Source organism: gamma proteobacterium symbiont of Scutellera amethystina (genome assembly GCF_059730845.1).
Window position 1 is genome coordinate 167,905 of the sequence record NZ_AP035935.1, and the last position, 16,195, is coordinate 184,099.

The 16,195-nt window shown below is 57.8% G+C and carries 14 protein-coding genes; 9 read left to right on the forward strand and 5 right to left on the reverse strand.

Going from position 1 to position 16,195, the window contains the following annotated elements; genetic code table 11:
• Window positions 1-113 precede the first annotated feature (113 nt).
• Window positions 114-452 carry a MaoP family protein gene (locus tag AC6I79_RS00800; RefSeq protein ID WP_021507919.1) on the forward strand — a complete coding sequence of 113 codons (339 nt, stop codon included), beginning with the start codon at window positions 114-116 and terminating at the stop codon, window positions 450-452.
• Window positions 453-480: 28 nt separating this feature from the next.
• On the opposite strand, the gene AC6I79_RS00805 is transcribed toward AC6I79_RS00800, so the two are convergent.
• Window positions 481-2,001 (reverse strand): YifB family Mg chelatase-like AAA ATPase, encoded by a 1,521-nt coding sequence (locus AC6I79_RS00805; RefSeq protein WP_058775137.1) that lies wholly within the window; start codon window positions 1,999-2,001, stop codon window positions 481-483.
• A gap of 328 nt (window positions 2,002-2,329) precedes the next feature.
• Here AC6I79_RS00805 and ilvL point away from each other — a divergent pair, with 328 nt between their 5' ends.
• The 6 genes from ilvL (at window position 2,330) to ilvA (ending at window position 8,889) form a co-directional block, all read left to right on the forward strand.
• Window positions 2,330-2,428 (forward strand): ilv operon leader peptide, encoded by a 99-nt coding sequence (ilvL, locus tag AC6I79_RS00810; RefSeq protein ID WP_071813600.1) that lies wholly within the window; start codon window positions 2,330-2,332, stop codon window positions 2,426-2,428.
• Window positions 2,429-2,577: 149 nt separating this feature from the next.
• The gene (gene ilvG, locus AC6I79_RS00815; RefSeq protein WP_021507917.1) at window positions 2,578-4,224 is read left to right on the forward strand and encodes an acetolactate synthase 2 catalytic subunit; all 1,647 of its coding nucleotides are present in this window, start codon (window positions 2,578-2,580) and stop codon (window positions 4,222-4,224) included.
• A complete protein-coding gene (gene ilvM / locus AC6I79_RS00820) occupies window positions 4,221-4,478 on the forward strand; it encodes an acetolactate synthase 2 small subunit (protein WP_008106624.1) in 258 nt (85 codons plus the stop codon). The genes ilvG and ilvM overlap by 4 nt, the downstream gene beginning before the upstream one ends.
• 18 nt (window positions 4,479-4,496) lie before the next feature.
• Window positions 4,497-5,426 (forward strand): branched-chain amino acid transaminase, encoded by a 930-nt coding sequence (locus AC6I79_RS00825; RefSeq protein ID WP_021507916.1) that lies wholly within the window; start codon window positions 4,497-4,499, stop codon window positions 5,424-5,426.
• A gap of 61 nt (window positions 5,427-5,487) precedes the next feature.
• Complete coding sequence (ilvD, locus tag AC6I79_RS00830) at window positions 5,488-7,338, forward strand: dihydroxy-acid dehydratase (protein WP_021507915.1); 1,851 nt, start codon at window positions 5,488-5,490, stop codon at window positions 7,336-7,338.
• Between the two features lie 6 nt (window positions 7,339-7,344).
• On the forward strand, window positions 7,345-8,889 hold the full coding sequence (gene ilvA, locus AC6I79_RS00835; RefSeq protein ID WP_058775138.1) for a threonine ammonia-lyase, biosynthetic: 1,545 nt from the start codon (window positions 7,345-7,347) through the stop codon (window positions 8,887-8,889).
• 1 nt (window position 8,890) lies between these two features.
• Here the strand turns inward: ilvA and ilvY are convergent, their stop codons facing one another.
• On the reverse strand, window positions 8,891-9,772 hold the full coding sequence (ilvY, locus tag AC6I79_RS00840) for an HTH-type transcriptional activator IlvY (protein WP_021507913.1): 882 nt from the start codon (window positions 9,770-9,772) through the stop codon (window positions 8,891-8,893).
• Window positions 9,773-9,934: 162 nt separating this feature from the next.
• On the opposite strand from ilvY, the gene ilvC reads away from it, so the two are divergent.
• Window positions 9,935-11,410, forward strand: coding sequence for a ketol-acid reductoisomerase (ilvC, locus tag AC6I79_RS00845; RefSeq protein WP_021507912.1), 1,476 nt, complete (start codon window positions 9,935-9,937; stop codon window positions 11,408-11,410).
• 303 nt (window positions 11,411-11,713) lie between these two features.
• Here ilvC and AC6I79_RS00850 read toward each other — a convergent pair whose 3' ends face one another.
• The 3 genes from AC6I79_RS00850 to AC6I79_RS00860 all read right to left on the reverse strand — a co-directional run bounded on the left by AC6I79_RS00850 (window position 11,714) and on the right by AC6I79_RS00860 (window position 15,289).
• Window positions 11,714-13,048 carry an MFS transporter gene (locus tag AC6I79_RS00850; protein ID WP_021507911.1) on the reverse strand — a complete coding sequence of 445 codons (1,335 nt, stop codon included), beginning with the start codon at window positions 13,046-13,048 and terminating at the stop codon, window positions 11,714-11,716.
• 289 nt (window positions 13,049-13,337) lie between these two features.
• Window positions 13,338-14,339 carry an inner membrane protein YhjD gene (gene yhjD, locus AC6I79_RS00855; protein WP_058759376.1) on the reverse strand — a complete coding sequence of 334 codons (1,002 nt, stop codon included), beginning with the start codon at window positions 14,337-14,339 and terminating at the stop codon, window positions 13,338-13,340.
• Between the two features lie 50 nt (window positions 14,340-14,389).
• Window positions 14,390-15,289 carry a LysR family transcriptional regulator gene (locus tag AC6I79_RS00860; RefSeq protein ID WP_031279769.1) on the reverse strand — a complete coding sequence of 300 codons (900 nt, stop codon included), beginning with the start codon at window positions 15,287-15,289 and terminating at the stop codon, window positions 14,390-14,392.
• A gap of 115 nt (window positions 15,290-15,404) precedes the next feature.
• On the opposite strand from AC6I79_RS00860, the gene AC6I79_RS00865 reads away from it, so the two are divergent.
• Window positions 15,405-16,163 (forward strand): SDR family NAD(P)-dependent oxidoreductase, encoded by a 759-nt coding sequence (locus tag AC6I79_RS00865; RefSeq protein ID WP_159377995.1) that lies wholly within the window; start codon window positions 15,405-15,407, stop codon window positions 16,161-16,163.
• Window positions 16,164-16,195: the final 32 nt, after the last annotated feature.

Below are 16,195 nucleotides of genomic sequence, written 5' to 3' on the forward strand. Positions count from 1 at the left end.
CCCAAAAAATGTTTGTCGTACTGATTTAAATGTTTTGTTTTACACTCTGTCAAGCCTATCTAATACTCCGCGCCATAAATAGCACGGCCATATGAGAATCAGGAGCGTGTAAGATGGCGGACAGCTTCGCAACAACTAATCGTTTCTTTGATAACAAACATTACCCTCGTGGTTTTTCGCGTCATGGTGACTTCACCATTAAAGAAGCTCAGCTTCTGGAACGCCACGGATACGCTTTCAACGAACTGGATCTCGCTAAGCGCGATCCGGAGACCGAAGAAGAGCGTCTGTTTATTGAAGTCTGTCGTGGTCTGCGTGAGCCGCAGACTGAGGCTGAACGTGTCTGGTCAAAATACACTGCACGTATCAAGCGTCCGAAACGTTTTCATACCTTGTCCGGCGGTAAACCGCAGATGGACACGGTGGAAGACTTCAGCGATAGCGACGATTAACATGACGGGGCTGATTTCAGCCCCGTTGTCATTCCAGGCTTTTATGCAGGTAAATCAGTAAACGATCGATACTGCGATATCCCACCGCCTCCTGCAGATGCTGACGCGTAATCTGCCGTTCACCCGCTAAATCTGCGATGGTTCTCGCCACCTTTAAGATGCGCTGCCATGCACGCACCGATAATCCCAGTGCATTCAGGATCTCCTCCAGCCATTCCGCGTCCTGCTGCTGTAACACACAATCACGGGCGATCTCCGGATTCGACAGCTGCGCATTCACCTTGCCCGCGCGTGCCATCTGTATCGCCCGGGCGGCCAGTACGCGGGCGCGCACCTGCGCGCTGGTTTCGCTGTGCTGCTGCTTCTGGCTGAGCGAGCCGCCCGGTAGCAGCGGAATCTCCAGCGACAGGTCGAAGCGATCCAGAAACGGGCCAGACAGCCGGCTGAGATAGCGCAGCACCTGCTGCGGCGTGCAGCGATTATGATTCCCCTGATAATGGCCCGTCGGGCTGGGATTCATTGCACCAATCAGCTGAAAGCGCGCAGGGAAAGTGACTTTGGCGCGGGAACGGGAAATGGCGATTTCACCGGACTCAATCGGTTCGCGTAACGCATCCAGCGCTTTGCGCTCAAACTCGGGCAGTTCATCAAGAAACAGCACCCCATTGTGCGCCAGCGAAATTTCGCCCGGCCGCGGCAGAGATCCTCCGCCGACCAGCGCATACAGCGATGCGCTGTGATGAGGCGCTCTGAACGGCCGTTTACGCCACTGATGATGTAGCGTACCGCTGCTGACCAGGCTGGCAATCGCGGCGCACTCCAGCGCTTCCTGGTCATCCAGCGGCGGCATAATGCCGGGCAATCGGGTTGCCAGCATGGTCTTACCGGTGCCGGGCGGGCCCAGCAGCAACAGGTTATGGCCACCGGCGGCGGTAATTTCCAGCGCGCGCCGTCCCTGCTGCTGGCCAATAATATCGCTCAGGTCCTGCTGCTCGTGCGGCACCGTTTCAGGCTGGTAATGGGCGACCGTCAGCGCCGTCTGGTTATGCAGGAAAGCGCAGATCTCCACCAGATGCTTGCCCACCAGCGTTTCACCCTGTTGTATCAGGCCGACATCCTGTTGATTCTGCTCCGCTAAGACCATCTGACGTCCGGCCTGCAGCGCTGCCATGGCAGCAGGAATCGCGGCCTGAACGCCACACAGCGCGCCGTTTAGCGCCAGCTCACCCAGGAACTCATAATGGGCCAGCTTATCGCCTGGCAGCTGCTCTGAGGCCGCGAGAATGGCGATAGCGATCGGCAGGTCGTAGCGCCCACCCTCTTTAGGTAAATCAGCTGGCGCGAGGTTAATGGTGACGCGCTTCGCCGGAAAGGTGAAACCGCTATTGATAATGGCGCTGCGCACGCGTTCGCGGGCTTCTTTGACGGTGGTTTCCGGCAGACCTACCAGCGTCAATGCTGGCAGACCGTTGCTGATATGCACTTCAATCGTCACCAGTGGAGCCTGCACTCCGAGCGCCGCGCGTGTTAATACTTTCGATAAAGACATAACCGCTCCTTGTTGCCTTTATCCTTGCTGAAAAAAATCCACACGGCGACCGCTAAAACTATCATCCTGAAGCGGTATTCAGGAAAATCGCTGCGCTTTTCATCCTGTTCATTAATTTTCGCAGCCAGATCGCAAAAGCAAAATAACGGTTGCGTCGCGGGCGTAATGAATAATTATCACAAATGCGAATAACCTTTTACTTACAAAGCGATAACGCACGTCAGCTGCGCGCGTCATAAAATTTTCCGATGAAAATTATTGTAAATCCCCTGCTAACTATGGTAACTCTGTAGGTATTACTTCGAACTAACGAAAAAACAGACGACACATGAAAGCCCTTCTACAAGTGATTAGCCTAGTCGTGATTAGCGTGGTGGTGATTATTAACCCACCGTGCGGGGCTACGCTTGGAGAAAGAAAGGCTTAAAAATCAAGCCTGGAATTCGAAAAACCCCCGCACCGTAAGGTCCGGGGGTTTTTTTTCGACCAGACGAAATATCAGCGAATCAGCGAGGAACAGATTATGAGCAATAGCATAAAATTCTGTTGTTCCAGCAGGAATACAGGAGAATAACCATGACAGGTGCACAGTGGGTAGTTCAGGCTTTACGCGCGCAGGGTGTCGACACAGTGTTTGGTTATCCTGGCGGAGCAATCATGCCAGTGTACGATGCGCTCTACGATGGCGGCGTGGAACATCTACTGTGTCGTCATGAACAAGGTGCGGTGATGGCAGCGATCGGTTATGCGCGTGCGACCGGCAAAACCGGGGTTTGCATCGCGACTTCCGGACCGGGCGCCACCAACCTGATCACCGGGCTGGCCGATGCGATGATGGATTCCGTTCCGGTTGTCGCCATCACCGGGCAGGTCTCTTCAGCGTTTATCGGTACCGACGCCTTTCAGGAGATCGACGTTCTTGGCCTGTCATTAGCCTGCACTAAACACAGCTTCCTCGTTGAATCGCTGGATGATTTACCCTCGGTGATGGCGGAAGCTTTCGCCATCGCGCAGTCCGGCCGTCCGGGACCGGTACTGGTCGACATCCCCAAAGATATTCAGATTGCCAGCGGTGACCTGACGCCGCACCTGCTGCCGGTTGAAGAAGCACTGAGCCATTCACCGCAGCACATTGCCGAAGCGCGCGCGCTGATGGCGCAGGCGCAAAAACCGATGCTGTATATCGGCGGCGGTGTCGGCATGGCGCAGGCCGTCCCGGCGCTGCGGGCTATGGCGCAGGAGACCGGCATCCCGATGGTTTCTACCCTGAAAGGACTGGGCAGCGCCGAAGCCAGCAGCGATCTCTATCTCGGTATGCTCGGCATGCACGGCACCAAAGCGGCCAACCTGGCGGTGCAATCCTGTGATTTGCTGATTGCCGTCGGCGCACGTTTCGACGACCGCGTCACCGGTAAGCTGGATACCTTCGCGCCGCACGCCAGCGTCATTCATATCGATATCGATCCGGCGGAATTAAACAAACTGCGTCGCGCTCACGTTTCGCTGCAGGGCGATCTCAACCAGGTGTTGCCGGCGCTGAGCATGCCGCTGCAGATCGACGGCTGGCGTACTGAAGTTAAAGCGATGAACGCGGAGTTCGCGTGGCGTTACGACCATCCCGGCGAGGCGATCTACGCGCCGCTGCTGCTGAAGCAGTTGTCAGATCGTAAACCTGACAGCGCGGTGGTAACCACCGACGTTGGCCAGCACCAGATGTGGGCGGCGCAGCACATGCGCTTCAGCGCGCCGGAAAACTTCATCACCTCCAGCGGCCTGGGCACCATGGGCTTTGGGCTGCCGGCTGCGGTGGGCGCGCAGGTTGCCCGTCCGGATGACACCGTTATCTGCGTGTCCGGTGACGGCTCAATCATGATGAATATTCAGGAGCTGGGCACCATCAAGCGTAAGCAGCTGCCGGTAAAAATCCTGCTGCTGGATAACCAGCGTCTTGGCATGGTTCGCCAGTGGCAGCAGCTGTTCTTTGATGGTCGCTACAGCGAAACCATCCTCACCGATAACCCCGATTTCCTCACGCTGGCCAGCGCCTTTGATATTCCGGGCCAGCGCATTAGCCGTAAAGATCAGGTCGACGCCGCGATTGATGCTCTGCTGAACAGTGAAGGTCCTTACTTCCTGCATGTTGCGATTGATGAGCATGAAAACGTCTGGCCACTGGTACCGCCGGGTGCCAGCAACGCAAACATGATGGAGAAAACCGTATGAACCAGCATCAATTGTCTATCGAAGCCCGCTTTCGCCCTGAAATATTGGAGCGCATTTTGCGCGTCGTGCGTCACCGTGGCTTCCAGGTCTGCGCGATGAATATGGCGTCCGCCGTCAATGCGGAGAACATTAATATCGAAATGACCGTTGCCAGCCAGCGCTCTGTCGATTTACTGTCTTCGCAGTTAAGCAAACTTATGGATGTCGCCTGTGTCGAGATCCAGCAACAGACAACACAACAAATCCGCGCCTAGTCGCCAAAGGAAATAACAATGAGTACGAAGAAAGCAGACTTTATCTGGTTCAATGGAGAGATGGTTAAGTGGGAAGACGCCAAGGTTAGCGTTATGTCTCACGCACTGCATTACGGCACCTCTGTGTTCGAAGGCGTTCGCTGCTACGACTCACACAAAGGTCCGGTGGTGTTCCGTCACCGTGAACACATGCAGCGTCTGCACGACTCCGCCAAAATTTACCGTTTCCCGATCAAAGCCAGCGTGGATGAGTTGATGGAAGCGTGCCGCGAAGTCATCCGCGTCAATAAACTGAAGAGCGCCTACATTCGTCCGCTGGCCTTTGTCGGCGACGTGGGCCTCGGCGTTAACCCGCCAGACGGCTTCACCACCGATGTGATCATCGCTGCGTTCCCGTGGGGGGCTTACCTGGGCGCCGAAGCGCTGGAGCAGGGCATTAACGCCATGGTTTCTTCCTGGAATCGCGTGGCGCCAAATACCCTGCCAACCGCGGCGAAAGCAGGCGGTAACTATCTCTCTTCCCTGCTGGTTGGCAGCGAAGCGCGCCGCCACGGCTATCAGGAAGGTATCGCGCTGGATACACAGGGTTATATCTCCGAAGGTGCTGGCGAAAACCTGTTTGAAGTGAAAGACGGCATCCTGTTCACCCCGCCGTTCACCTCTTCAGCGCTGCCGGGCATCACCCGCGACGCAATCATCAAGCTGGCGAAGGATCTCGGTATCGAAGTGCGCGAGCAGGTGCTGTCACGCGAATCGCTGTACCTGGCGGATGAAGTGTTCATGTCCGGTACTGCCGCAGAGATCACGCCGGTACGCAGCGTGGACGGCATCCAGGTGGGTGAGGGCAAACGTGGCCCGGTGACCACCAAAATCCAGCAGGCGTTCTTTGGCCTGTTCACCGGCGAAACCGAAGACAAGTACGGCTGGCTGGATCAGGTGAATCCATAACAAGACAGTAACGCGGGTGCAGCAGCGCCCGCGTCATTTTTCAGACTGGAGTAAATAGAGCATGCCTAAGTACCGTTCCGCCACCACCACCCATGGTCGTAACATGGCGGGTGCCCGTGCCCTGTGGCGCGCCACCGGAATGACCGACGACGATTTCGGTAAGCCGATTATCGCCGTGGTTAACTCCTTCACCCAATTCGTACCGGGCCACGTGCACCTGCGCGATCTTGGCAAACTGGTTGCTGAGCAAATCGAAGCCGCGGGTGGTGTAGCCAAAGAGTTCAACACCATCGCGGTGGATGACGGTATTGCCATGGGTCATGGCGGCATGCTGTATTCACTGCCTTCACGCGAGCTGATTGCCGACTCCGTGGAATATATGGTGAACGCCCACTGCGCCGACGCCATGGTGTGTATCTCCAACTGTGACAAAATCACCCCCGGCATGCTGATGGCCTCGCTGCGCCTCAACATTCCGGTGATCTTTGTCTCCGGCGGTCCGATGGAAGCCGGTAAAACCAAGCTGTCAGACAAAATCATCAAGCTGGATCTGGTGGACGCGATGATTCAGGGTGCGAACCCGAACGTCAGCGATGCCGACAGCGAACAGATTGAGCGTTCAGCCTGCCCGACCTGCGGCTCGTGCTCCGGCATGTTCACCGCCAACTCCATGAACTGTCTGACCGAAGCGCTGGGCCTGTCGCAGCCGGGCAACGGCTCGCTGCTGGCAACCCACGCCGATCGTAAAGACCTGTTCATCAACGCCGGCAAGCGCATCGTTAACCTGACCAAACAGTACTACGAGCAGGATGATGCGCGCGTGCTGCCGCGTAACATCGCCAGCAAAGCCGCGTTCGAAAACGCCATGACGCTGGATATCGCCATGGGCGGTTCCACCAATACCGTGCTGCACCTGCTGGCCGCCGCGCAGGAAGGCGAGATCGATTTCAACATTTCCGACATCGATCGCCTGTCACGCAAAGTGCCGCACCTGTGCAAAGTGGCGCCGAGCACACAGAAATATCATATGGAAGATGTGCACCGCGCGGGCGGGGTAATCGGTATTCTTGGCGAGCTGGATCGTGCCGGCCTGCTGCACACCGACGTGCGCAACGTGCTGGGTCTCAACCTGCGCGAAACCCTCGATCAGTACGACATCATGCTGACCAAAGACGAAGCGGTGAAGAAGATGTTCCGCGCCGGCCCGGCGGGCATCCGTACTACCCAGGCGTTCTCACAGGACTGCCGCTGGGATACGCTGGATGACGATCGTCAGGAAGGCTGTATCCGCACGCGCGAACACGCATTCTCTCAGGATGGCGGTCTGGCAGTGCTGTACGGCAACATGGCGGAAGATGGCTGCATCGTGAAAACCGCCGGCGTCGACAAAGAGATCCTCACCTTTAAAGGTCCGGCAAAAGTGTATGAAAGCCAGGACGATGCGGTGGAAGCGATTCTCGGCGGCAAAGTGGTCGCCGGTGACGTGGTGGTGATCCGCTACGAAGGGCCGAAAGGCGGTCCGGGCATGCAGGAAATGCTCTATCCGACCACTTATCTGAAATCGATGGGCCTTGGCAAAAGCTGTGCGCTGATCACTGACGGACGCTTCTCGGGCGGCACCTCGGGCCTCTCCATTGGCCACGCATCACCGGAAGCAGCGAACGGCGGCACCATCGCGCTGGTTAAAGATGGCGACATCATTGAAATCGATATCCCGAATCGCGGCATTAAGCTGGCGGTACCGGATAACGAACTGCATGCCCGTCGTGAAGAAGAGGAAGCGCGTGGTGAAGCGGCTTATACGCCGCACGGTCGCGTGCGTCAGGTCTCCTTCGCACTGCGTGCTTATGCATCGCTCGCCACCAGCGCTGACAAGGGCGCGGTGCGCGATAAGTCTAAGCTGGGAGGCTAATCTCTGATGGCTGAGTCTCAACCGCTTTCCGCGTCGCCCAATGGCGCGGAGTATCTGCGCGCGGTGCTGCGTGCGCCTGTGTACGAAATTGCCCAGGTGACGCCGCTGCAAAAAATGGAAAAAATTTCGTCGCGTCTTGGCAACACCATTCTGGTGAAGCGCGAAGATCGCCAGCCGGTGCACAGCTTCAAGCTGCGCGGTGCCTACGCCATGATTGCCGGGCTGACGGAAGAGCAGAAAGCGCGCGGCGTGGTTACTGCTTCGGCGGGCAACCATGCGCAGGGCGTGGCGCTCTCGGCCAGCACGCTCGGCATCAGGTCACTGATTGTGATGCCAGTGGCGACGGCGGATATCAAGGTTGATGCAGTGCGCGCGTTTGGCGGTGAGGCTTACCTGTTCGGAGCAAACTTTGACGAGGCAAAAGCCAAAGCGATTGAGCTGGCGGAGCAGCAGGGTTACACCTTCGTGCCGCCGTTTGATCATCCGGCGGTGATTGCCGGTCAGGGCACGCTGGCGATGGAGCTGTTGCAGCAGGATGCGCATCTCGATCGCGTGTTTGTGCCGGTAGGCGGCGGCGGTTTAGCGGCGGGTGTGGCGGTACTGATTAAACAGCTGATGCCGCAAATCAAGGTTATCGCGGTCGAGTCGCAGGACTCTGCCTGCCTGAAGGCGGCGCTTGATGCCGGCGAGCCGGTGGATTTGCCGCGCGTCGGGCTGTTTGCCGAAGGCGTGGCGGTCAAGCGTATCGGCAGCGAAACTTTCCGCCTGTGCAAGGAATACCTCGACGACATTATCACCGTAGACAGCGATGCCATCTGCGCGGCGATGAAGGATCTGTTCGAGGATGTGCGAGCGGTGGCGGAGCCTTCCGGCGCGCTGGCGCTGGCGGGCATGAAGAAGTACATCCAGCAGCACGACATCAAAGGCGAGCGGCTGGCGCACGTGCTGTCGGGCGCCAACGTCAACTTCCACGGTCTGCGCTATGTCTCCGAGCGCTGTGAACTGGGTGAGCAGCGTGAAGCGCTGCTGGCGGTCACCATTCCTGAGCAGCAGGGCAGTTTCCTGCGCTTCTGCCAGACGCTGGGCGGCCGCGCGGTGACCGAGTTCAACTACCGTTATGCCGATGCCGACAACGCCTGCATCTTTGTTGGCGTGCGTTTAACGCGCGGCCTTGAGGAGCGCAGCGAAATCATCAGCCAGCTGGCTGAAGGCGGCTATCAGGTGGTGGATTTGTCGGATGATGAGATGGCGAAGCTGCACGTGCGCTACATGGTGGGCGGACGCCCGTCAAAACCGCTGCGCGAACGGCTGTTCAGCTTCGAATTCCCGGAAGCACCGGGCGCGCTGCTGAAGTTCCTGCAGACGCTGGGCGCGCACTGGAACATTTCGCTGTTCCACTATCGCAGCCACGGCACCGATTTTGGTCGCGTGCTGGCGGCGTTCGAAATCAACGACAAAGAGCCGGATTTCGACACTCACCTCAACGCGCTCGGCTATGAGTGGCACGACGAAGCCAGTAATCCGGCATTTCGCTTCTTCCTCGCCGGCTAAACTACAGCAGGTGCCAGAAAGCATTGATCAGCGGCTCCCCGAGCCGCTTTTTTTGTACGCATACGCCAAGCTCCAGCGGCGCCACCGATTCGACATTCTCCAGCGTCAGCACGCGATTGCGCACCGGTTCCGGACTGTTTTCCAGCACCACATCCGGCAGCAGCGCGATGCCGCAGCCCAGCGCCACCATCGACACAATCGCCTCATGGCCAGACACCGTGGCGTAAATCTGCGGGTTGGCAATGCGGTGGCGGCGAAACCATAAATCAATACCGCGCCGCGCCGGCCCCTGATCCGGCAGGATAAAGGGAATCTGCGACCAGTCCGGCTGTTCCTGCGTCGCCTGGCTGCGCACCGGGCAGGGCAGCGCCGGGGCGATCAGCACCAGCGGGATCAAACCCAGCGGTGTAAAATCGATACTGGCGGGCAGCGACTCCGGCCGGCCGGCGATGGCCAGATCCGCTTCGCCGGACTGCACCATTTCAATGGCATCGGCAGCGTCGCCGGTGGTGAGTTTGATCTCCACCTGCGGATGCTCCGCGCGAAAGCGGTCGAGAATTGGCGGCAGATGGCTGTAGGCGGCGGTTACCGAGCAGAACAGGCGCAGCTCGCCGCTCAGCGACGGACCGTTCAGGTCCATGACATGGCGCAGTTGCTGATACTGCAGCAGGGTCTGCTGGGCGAACTGACGCAGCCGCTCGCCGGCTTCGGTCAGCGTCACGGTGCGGTTGTCGCGCAGGAACAGCGCGTGTCCGACATCCTCTTCCAGCCGCTGAATCTGGCGTGATAATGTCGACGGGCTGACGTGCATGGCGCGCGCGGTGCGGCCAAAGTGGCAGCTTTCCGCCAGGTGAAGAAACAGTTTCAGGTCTCGTAAATCCATGCGCGTTTTGCCCTCAGCGTGATGTTGCAAATTCTGCAATGTGACGTTGTTAATATATCAATTTAAGCAACAGATTTCCTGTCATATGATGGGGTCATTCGCGGCGCTAAATCCGGCGCCGTTACTGAACAAAAGCAAACACAACATCTGAGCGGAGTACCCATGGCTAACTACTTCAACACATTGAATCTGCGCAATCAGTTAGCGCAGTTAGGCAAATGTCGCTTCATGTCGCGCGATGAATTCGCGGATGGCGCTAGCTTCCTGAAAGGTAAGAAAGTGGTCATCGTCGGCTGCGGCGCGCAGGGCCTGAACCAGGGTCTGAACATGCGTGACTCTGGCCTCGATGTGTCTTACGCACTGCGCGCTGAAGCCATCGCTGAGAAGCGTGCGTCGTTCCGTAAAGCCACCGAAAACGGTTTTAAAGTGGGTACTTACGAAGAGCTGATCCCGCAGGCGGATCTGGTGGTTAACCTGACCCCGGACAAGCAGCACTCTGCCGTTGTGCAGGCCGTTCAGCCGCTGATGAAAGACGGTGCCGCGCTGGGTTACTCTCACGGTTTCAACATCGTCGAAGTGGGCGAGACCATCCGTAAAGACATCACCGTGGTGATGGTGGCACCGAAGTGCCCGGGTACCGAAGTGCGTGAAGAGTACAAACGTGGCTTCGGCGTTCCAACGCTGATCGCTGTTCACCCGGAAAACGATCCAAAAGGCGAAGGCATGGCGATTGCCAAAGCCTGGGCTGCAGCTACCGGCGGCGACCGTGCAGGCGTGCTGGAATCGTCCTTCGTGGCAGAAGTCAAATCAGACCTGATGGGCGAGCAGACCATTCTGTGCGGTATGCTGCAGGCCGGTTCACTGCTGTGCTTCGACAAGCTGGTGGCTGAAGGTCACGACGCGGCGTACACCGAGAAACTGATTCAGTTCGGCTGGGAAACCATCACCGAATCGCTGAAGTTTGGCGGCATCACGCTGATGATGGATCGTCTGTCTAATCCGGCAAAAATCCGTGCTTACGCGCTGTCTGAGCAGCTGAAAACCATCATGGCACCGCTGTTCCAGAAGCACATGGATGACATCATCTCGGGTGAATTCTCTTCCGGTATGATGGCTGACTGGGCGAACGACGACAAAAACCTGCTGACCTGGCGTGAAGAGACCGGCAAAACCGCGTTCGAAAATGCCCCGCAGTTCGAAGGCAAAATCGACGAGCAGGAGTATTACGACAAAGGCGTGGTCATGGTCGCGATGGTGAAAGCGGGCGTTGAGCTGGCATTCGAAACCATGGTTGACGCGGGCATCATCGAAGAGTCGGCTTACTATGAATCGCTGCACGAGCTGCCGCTGATTGCCAACACCATCGCCCGTAAGCGTCTGTATGAAATGAACGTGGTAATTTCCGATACCGCAGAATACGGTAACTACCTGTTCTCCTTCGCGGCCGTTCCGCTGCTGAAAGAGTTCATGACCACGCTGCAGCCTGGCGATCTGGGCAAAGCGGTGGAAGGCACGCAGGTGGATAACGCGCAGCTGCGCGACGTGAACGAAGCGATCCGCCAGCATCCAATCGAAGCCGTTGGCCGCAAACTGCGTGGCTATATGACCGACATGAAACGCATCGCCGTCGCGGGTTAAGGCACGCGAGACACAGTTTTCAGCCCAATCAAACCCCGGCCTGCCGGGGTTTTTTTATGTCTTATGTCTGGGGGCAGAAGGGTTTTTTCACCCTCACCCTGGCCCTCTCCCGCTGGCGGGAGAGGGAACCGTTCGGTGCGGGCTGATGTTTCTACACTTATCTATCAACATCGCGCGGACGCTCCCTCTCCCGTTTACGGGAGAGGGCCGGGGTGAGGGCCAGGGTGAGGGACACACCGCACCATCCCCACACCACCAATAAAAAACCCGGCCGGAGCCGGGTTCTGTCCTACACGCAATCAATCACACCGCTTCATACAGCGTCTGATGGCGCGTCTCTTTACAGGCGATCAGCGCGATCAGCGTCAGCACCGCCATGGAGGCCAGATAGAAGCCCACCGCCTGCAAGCCGTAGTTCGCATTCAGCCAGGTCGCAATATAAGGCGCCACCGAGGCACCAAGAATCGACGACAGGTTGTAAGAGAACGACGCGCCGGTATAGCGTACTTCGGTCGGGAACAGTTCTGGCAGCAGCGCGCCCATCGGGCCGAATGTCAGACCCATAATACTCAGGCCGAGCAGCAGGAAGCCCATCACCAGAATCTGCGAGCCGGAGCCGAGCAGCAGCGGGAACATCAGCGCAAAGGCGATGATCATCAGCGTAATGGTGATCATCGTTTTGCGACGGCCAAAACGGTCCGCCAGCAGGCCGGCAATCGGCACCATCACGCCAAAACCGATGACCGCCACCATCAGCATCCACAGGAAGCTGTTACGCGAATAGCCGAGACCAACAGGCGCCGGCGCGGTGCCGTAGCTCATCGAATACACCGTCATAATGTAGAAAAGTGTATAGGTCGCCAGCATGATAAACGTGCCAAGAATGGTCGCGGTCATATGCTTGCTCAGCAGCGTACCGATAGGGATCCGCACCTGTTTCTTCTCTTTCTGCACTTTGGCAAACACCGGGCTCTCATGCAGCGACACGCGCACATACAGACCGATAATCACCAGCACCGCAGAGAGCACAAACGGTACGCGCCAGCCCCAGTTCATGAACTGCTCATCGGTCAGCAGCCACGAGAGCAGCAGGAACGTGCCGTTAGCAAAGAAGAAGCCAATCGGTGCGCCCAGCTGCGGGAACGAGCCGTACAGCGCACGTTTCTTCGCCGGGGCGTTCTCGGTGGCCAGCAGCGCTGCGCCGCCCCATTCGCCGCCCAGTCCCAGGCCCTGACCAAAACGCGCCAGCGCCAGCAGCAGCGGTGCCGCCACGCCAATGGTCTGATAACCCGGCAGCAGGCCGATCAGTACGGTAGAAACGCCCATGGTCAGCAGCGAGGCAACCAGCGTCGCTTTACGGCCCACGCGGTCGCCAAAGTGACCAAACAGCGCGGAGCCAATAGGGCGCGCAACAAAGGCGATAGCGAAGGTCGCCAGCGATTGCAGTGTGGCAACCGTAGCGTCACCCTGCGGGAAGAAGATATGCGGAAAAACAATTACCGCGGCGGTGGCATAGATATAGAAATCGAAGAATTCGATCGCAGTGCCGACCAGTGAGGCAACTACCACTTTACTGCGTGAGTTAACCGGTGTGCCGTCGTGTGGTTGGTCGGGTGTTTCGGAGATGGAGGCTTGCATAACTGTTTCTTAATTGTAAATGTAAACAAAGAATCTTACGCACCTGTTTTGCCGCATTCAATGACGAAAAACCGCGTCACACCGGCCTTTAGCGGTGAAAAAGTGGATAATTTCTGAGTTACGGCAATCGGCGGCGGATGGGAAGGGGAAGCGCGGCTTTTCTGGCGTGATTCTCTGCAAAAGGGCCAAATAAAAGTGACCCTCCAGCGTTTCCTGCTGGTTTTTGCTGCTTTAATAGCCAGCAGGAAACATTTTTTGCTGTTGCGGCAAATGTAACTGAATTGTCGCGTTAGGCAGAGTGATGCGGTTGCGACATCTCGGGATCATCCTTGTATTTTGCGGTGGCGATCCACGCGGCGCAGAACAGCGTCAGACGCGCGAAAAAGTAGAAGAAGGCCATCAGCCCCAGCACCGATCCAAAGGCAGCACCGGAGGGCGACGTCGCCAGCTTCGGCAGCGTCAGCGTCATAACAAACTTGATCACCTCAAACCCAATCGCCGCCAGCAGCGTACCGCGCAGCAGCGCTTTTTTGCGTGGCTTGTGGCGCGGCAGGATCCAGAAAATCCACAGGAACAGCAGATAGTTGGCGAAGATGGAAATCGACAGCGCAATGATGGTCATCGCCGGCCGCAGCCACTCGATATCGCCCAGCCCCAGCGCATTCACGATCGCCGCCTGCGCTGCGCCGGCAATCGAGGTCAGCGACAGCGTAATCACCAGCGCCAGCATCAGACCCAGCAGCGAAACCAGGTCGCGCAGATACTTCTTCCACCACTTCTCCTGGTCATCGGGCGTGCGTTCCCATACGTCACGCGACTGAGCGCGCACCGCTTCGCGCAGGTTACCCATCCAGTTGATGCCGGAGTAGAGCGCCAGCAGCAAACCGGTCAGGCCCACGGTCGCGCGCTGCTGAATCGCGGTATTGACGGTATTTTTCAGCGTGGTGGCCAGCGTCGGGTCGCTGATGCTGTTAACGATTTTGTTGATCAACTCGGAAAGCAGGTCCTGATTGGACGCCAGCACAAAGCCGACCGCCGCAAAGGAGACCATCAAAATCGGTATCAGCGAAAGAAAGGAAAAATAGGTGATCGCCGCACCAAACTGGCTGCCGAGGCGATCGTTAAAGCGCTCCAGCGCGCGCAAAAAGTGCGCCACTGCCGGGATCGCCTGAAACCAGGCGGCAAAGCGTGAAACGCGCCTGATCGAGCCATCCACCGTTTTGTTGCCGGTTTTGATATCAATCAGCGGCTTAGCTTCAGCCGCTGAGGCTTTTGTGGTTTTGTCCGTCATAGACCTTCTGCATCCTGTTCACAGCGAAAATAAAATTATAGCCTGCCCGTTCAGGTCACGTATTCCTGCAGCACCTGACTCAGCCACTCCATAAACACCCGCACGCGGCGCGCCACGTTGCGACGGTGAGGATAGAGCAGGGAAATCGGCATCGGTTTGGCCGGGAAGTGGTGCAGCACTTCGACCAGCTGGCCGGATTCCAGCAGCGGCTGCACGCCAATCGCCGGTACCTGAATAATGCCCAGCCCGGCAATACAGGCGGCGCGATAGGTCTCAGTGCTGTTTACCGTCACCACGCCGCCGGTCTGCACGTAGTGGCACTGTTTGCCATCAAAGTACTCAAAGCCCGGCGAGGGCTGCCCCAGCTGCTGGGTATAGTGCACCATGGCGTGCTGGCCGAGATCGTCCAGCCGCACCGGCATGCCGAAGCGGGAAAGGTAGCCAGGGCTGGCGCAGTTGATCAAGGCGTGCGAGCCAATTTTTCGCGCAATCAGGCCGGAATCTTTCAGTTCGCCAACGCGCAACACGCAGTCAAAGCCCTCGCGAATCACATCAACCTGGCGATCGCTGCTGCTCAGCTCAATCTCCACGCCCGGATAGTGCTGCAAAAACTCCGGCAGGCGCGGCAGGATAAAACCGGTTGCCATCGCCACCGACATATCGACGCGCAGCTTACCGCTCAGCGTGGCAGGATCGTGCTGGAACAGGCTGTCCATATCATCCAGCATCGACAGCAAATCCAGGCAGCGATCGTAATACACCAGCCCATCCTGGGTGAGATGCACACGGCGCGTGGTGCGATGCAGCAAACGTGTGCCCATCTGGTTTTCCAGCGCCTGCAGCTGGCGGGACACGCTGCCCTTGGGTAAACCCAGACTCTCAGCCGCGCGGGTAAAACTGCCCATTTCTGCCACCCGCACAAACACCTGCATAGCGTGAATTTTATCCATGTTGTTCACCGATTGTTGTTGTTAGTGAAACAGTGCTGTGTATTCCCCTGCGTTTATAGATCAATTATTCGCGAATATCCTTAATCCGTGTTCAATTTTCCAACCGGAGCGAAACATGTCTCATAAAATTGCATTGATTACCGGCGGTAACCGCGGTCTGGGCAAGAATGGCGCGCTAAAACTGGCCGCTAAGGGCGTCGACATTCTATTTACCTGGCGCGGTCATGCTGAAGAAGCGCAGGCGGTCGTGAAGGAGATTGAGGCGTTGGGCGCGCGTGCGGTGGCGCTGCAGCTGGATGTGGGCGACAGTAAGCAGTTCGATGACTTTGCGGCGCGGGTCAAAGCAACGCTGAACGAGACCTGGCAGCGCGATAGCTTCGATTATTTAGTGAACAACGCTGGCCACGGTCATTACAAGCTGCTGGCCGAAACCAGTGAAGAGGAGTTTGATGCGCTGGTGAATGTGCATTTTAAAGGGCCGTATTTCCTGACGCAGAAACTGCTGCCGCTGATCGCCGATGGTGGACGCATCCTGAACATTTCCAGCGGTCTGACGCGCATGACGCTGCCGGGTTCAGGTACTTACGCCGCCATGAAAGGGGCGATGGAAGTGCTGACGCGCTATCAGGCGAATGAGCTGGGCGAGCGCCGCATTCGCGTCAACATTCTGGCGCCAGGGGCGATTGAAACCGACTTTGGCGGCGGTCGCGTGCGCGACACGAAAGATCTGAACGCGCATATCGCTTCAGTGACCGCGCTGGGCCGCGTTGGTCTGCCGGATGACATCGGTGATGCCATCAGCGCGATCCTGAGCGACGAAACCGGCTGGATTACCGCCCAGCGTATCGAGGCCTCCGGCGGTCAGGCACTGTAAAAACATCGCGCTGCGACCGAATCGTGTTAACG

What these genes read in the sequence shown, in the direction of transcription:
- AC6I79_RS00800 (WP_021507919.1), top strand. Translation starts at nt 114, where the DNA reads ATGGCGGACAGCTTCGCAACAACTAATCGTTTCTTTGATAACAAACAT.
- AC6I79_RS00805 (WP_058775137.1), bottom strand. Translation starts at nt 2,001, where the DNA reads ATGTCTTTATCGAAAGTATTAACACGCGCGGCGCTCGGAGTGCAGGCT.
- ilvL (WP_071813600.1), top strand. Translation starts at nt 2,330, where the DNA reads ATGAAAGCCCTTCTACAAGTGATTAGCCTAGTCGTGATTAGCGTGGTG.
- ilvG (WP_021507917.1), top strand. Translation starts at nt 2,578, where the DNA reads ATGACAGGTGCACAGTGGGTAGTTCAGGCTTTACGCGCGCAGGGTGTC.
- ilvM (WP_008106624.1), top strand. Translation starts at nt 4,221, where the DNA reads ATGAACCAGCATCAATTGTCTATCGAAGCCCGCTTTCGCCCTGAAATA.
- AC6I79_RS00825 (WP_021507916.1), top strand. Translation starts at nt 4,497, where the DNA reads ATGAGTACGAAGAAAGCAGACTTTATCTGGTTCAATGGAGAGATGGTT.
- ilvD (WP_021507915.1), top strand. Translation starts at nt 5,488, where the DNA reads ATGCCTAAGTACCGTTCCGCCACCACCACCCATGGTCGTAACATGGCG.
- ilvA (WP_058775138.1), top strand. Translation starts at nt 7,345, where the DNA reads ATGGCTGAGTCTCAACCGCTTTCCGCGTCGCCCAATGGCGCGGAGTAT.
- ilvY (WP_021507913.1), bottom strand. Translation starts at nt 9,772, where the DNA reads ATGGATTTACGAGACCTGAAACTGTTTCTTCACCTGGCGGAAAGCTGC.
- ilvC (WP_021507912.1), top strand. Translation starts at nt 9,935, where the DNA reads ATGGCTAACTACTTCAACACATTGAATCTGCGCAATCAGTTAGCGCAG.
- AC6I79_RS00850 (WP_021507911.1), bottom strand. Translation starts at nt 13,048, where the DNA reads ATGCAAGCCTCCATCTCCGAAACACCCGACCAACCACACGACGGCACA.
- yhjD (WP_058759376.1), bottom strand. Translation starts at nt 14,339, where the DNA reads ATGACGGACAAAACCACAAAAGCCTCAGCGGCTGAAGCTAAGCCGCTG.
- AC6I79_RS00860 (WP_031279769.1), bottom strand. Translation starts at nt 15,289, where the DNA reads ATGGATAAAATTCACGCTATGCAGGTGTTTGTGCGGGTGGCAGAAATG.
- AC6I79_RS00865 (WP_159377995.1), top strand. Translation starts at nt 15,405, where the DNA reads ATGTCTCATAAAATTGCATTGATTACCGGCGGTAACCGCGGTCTGGGC.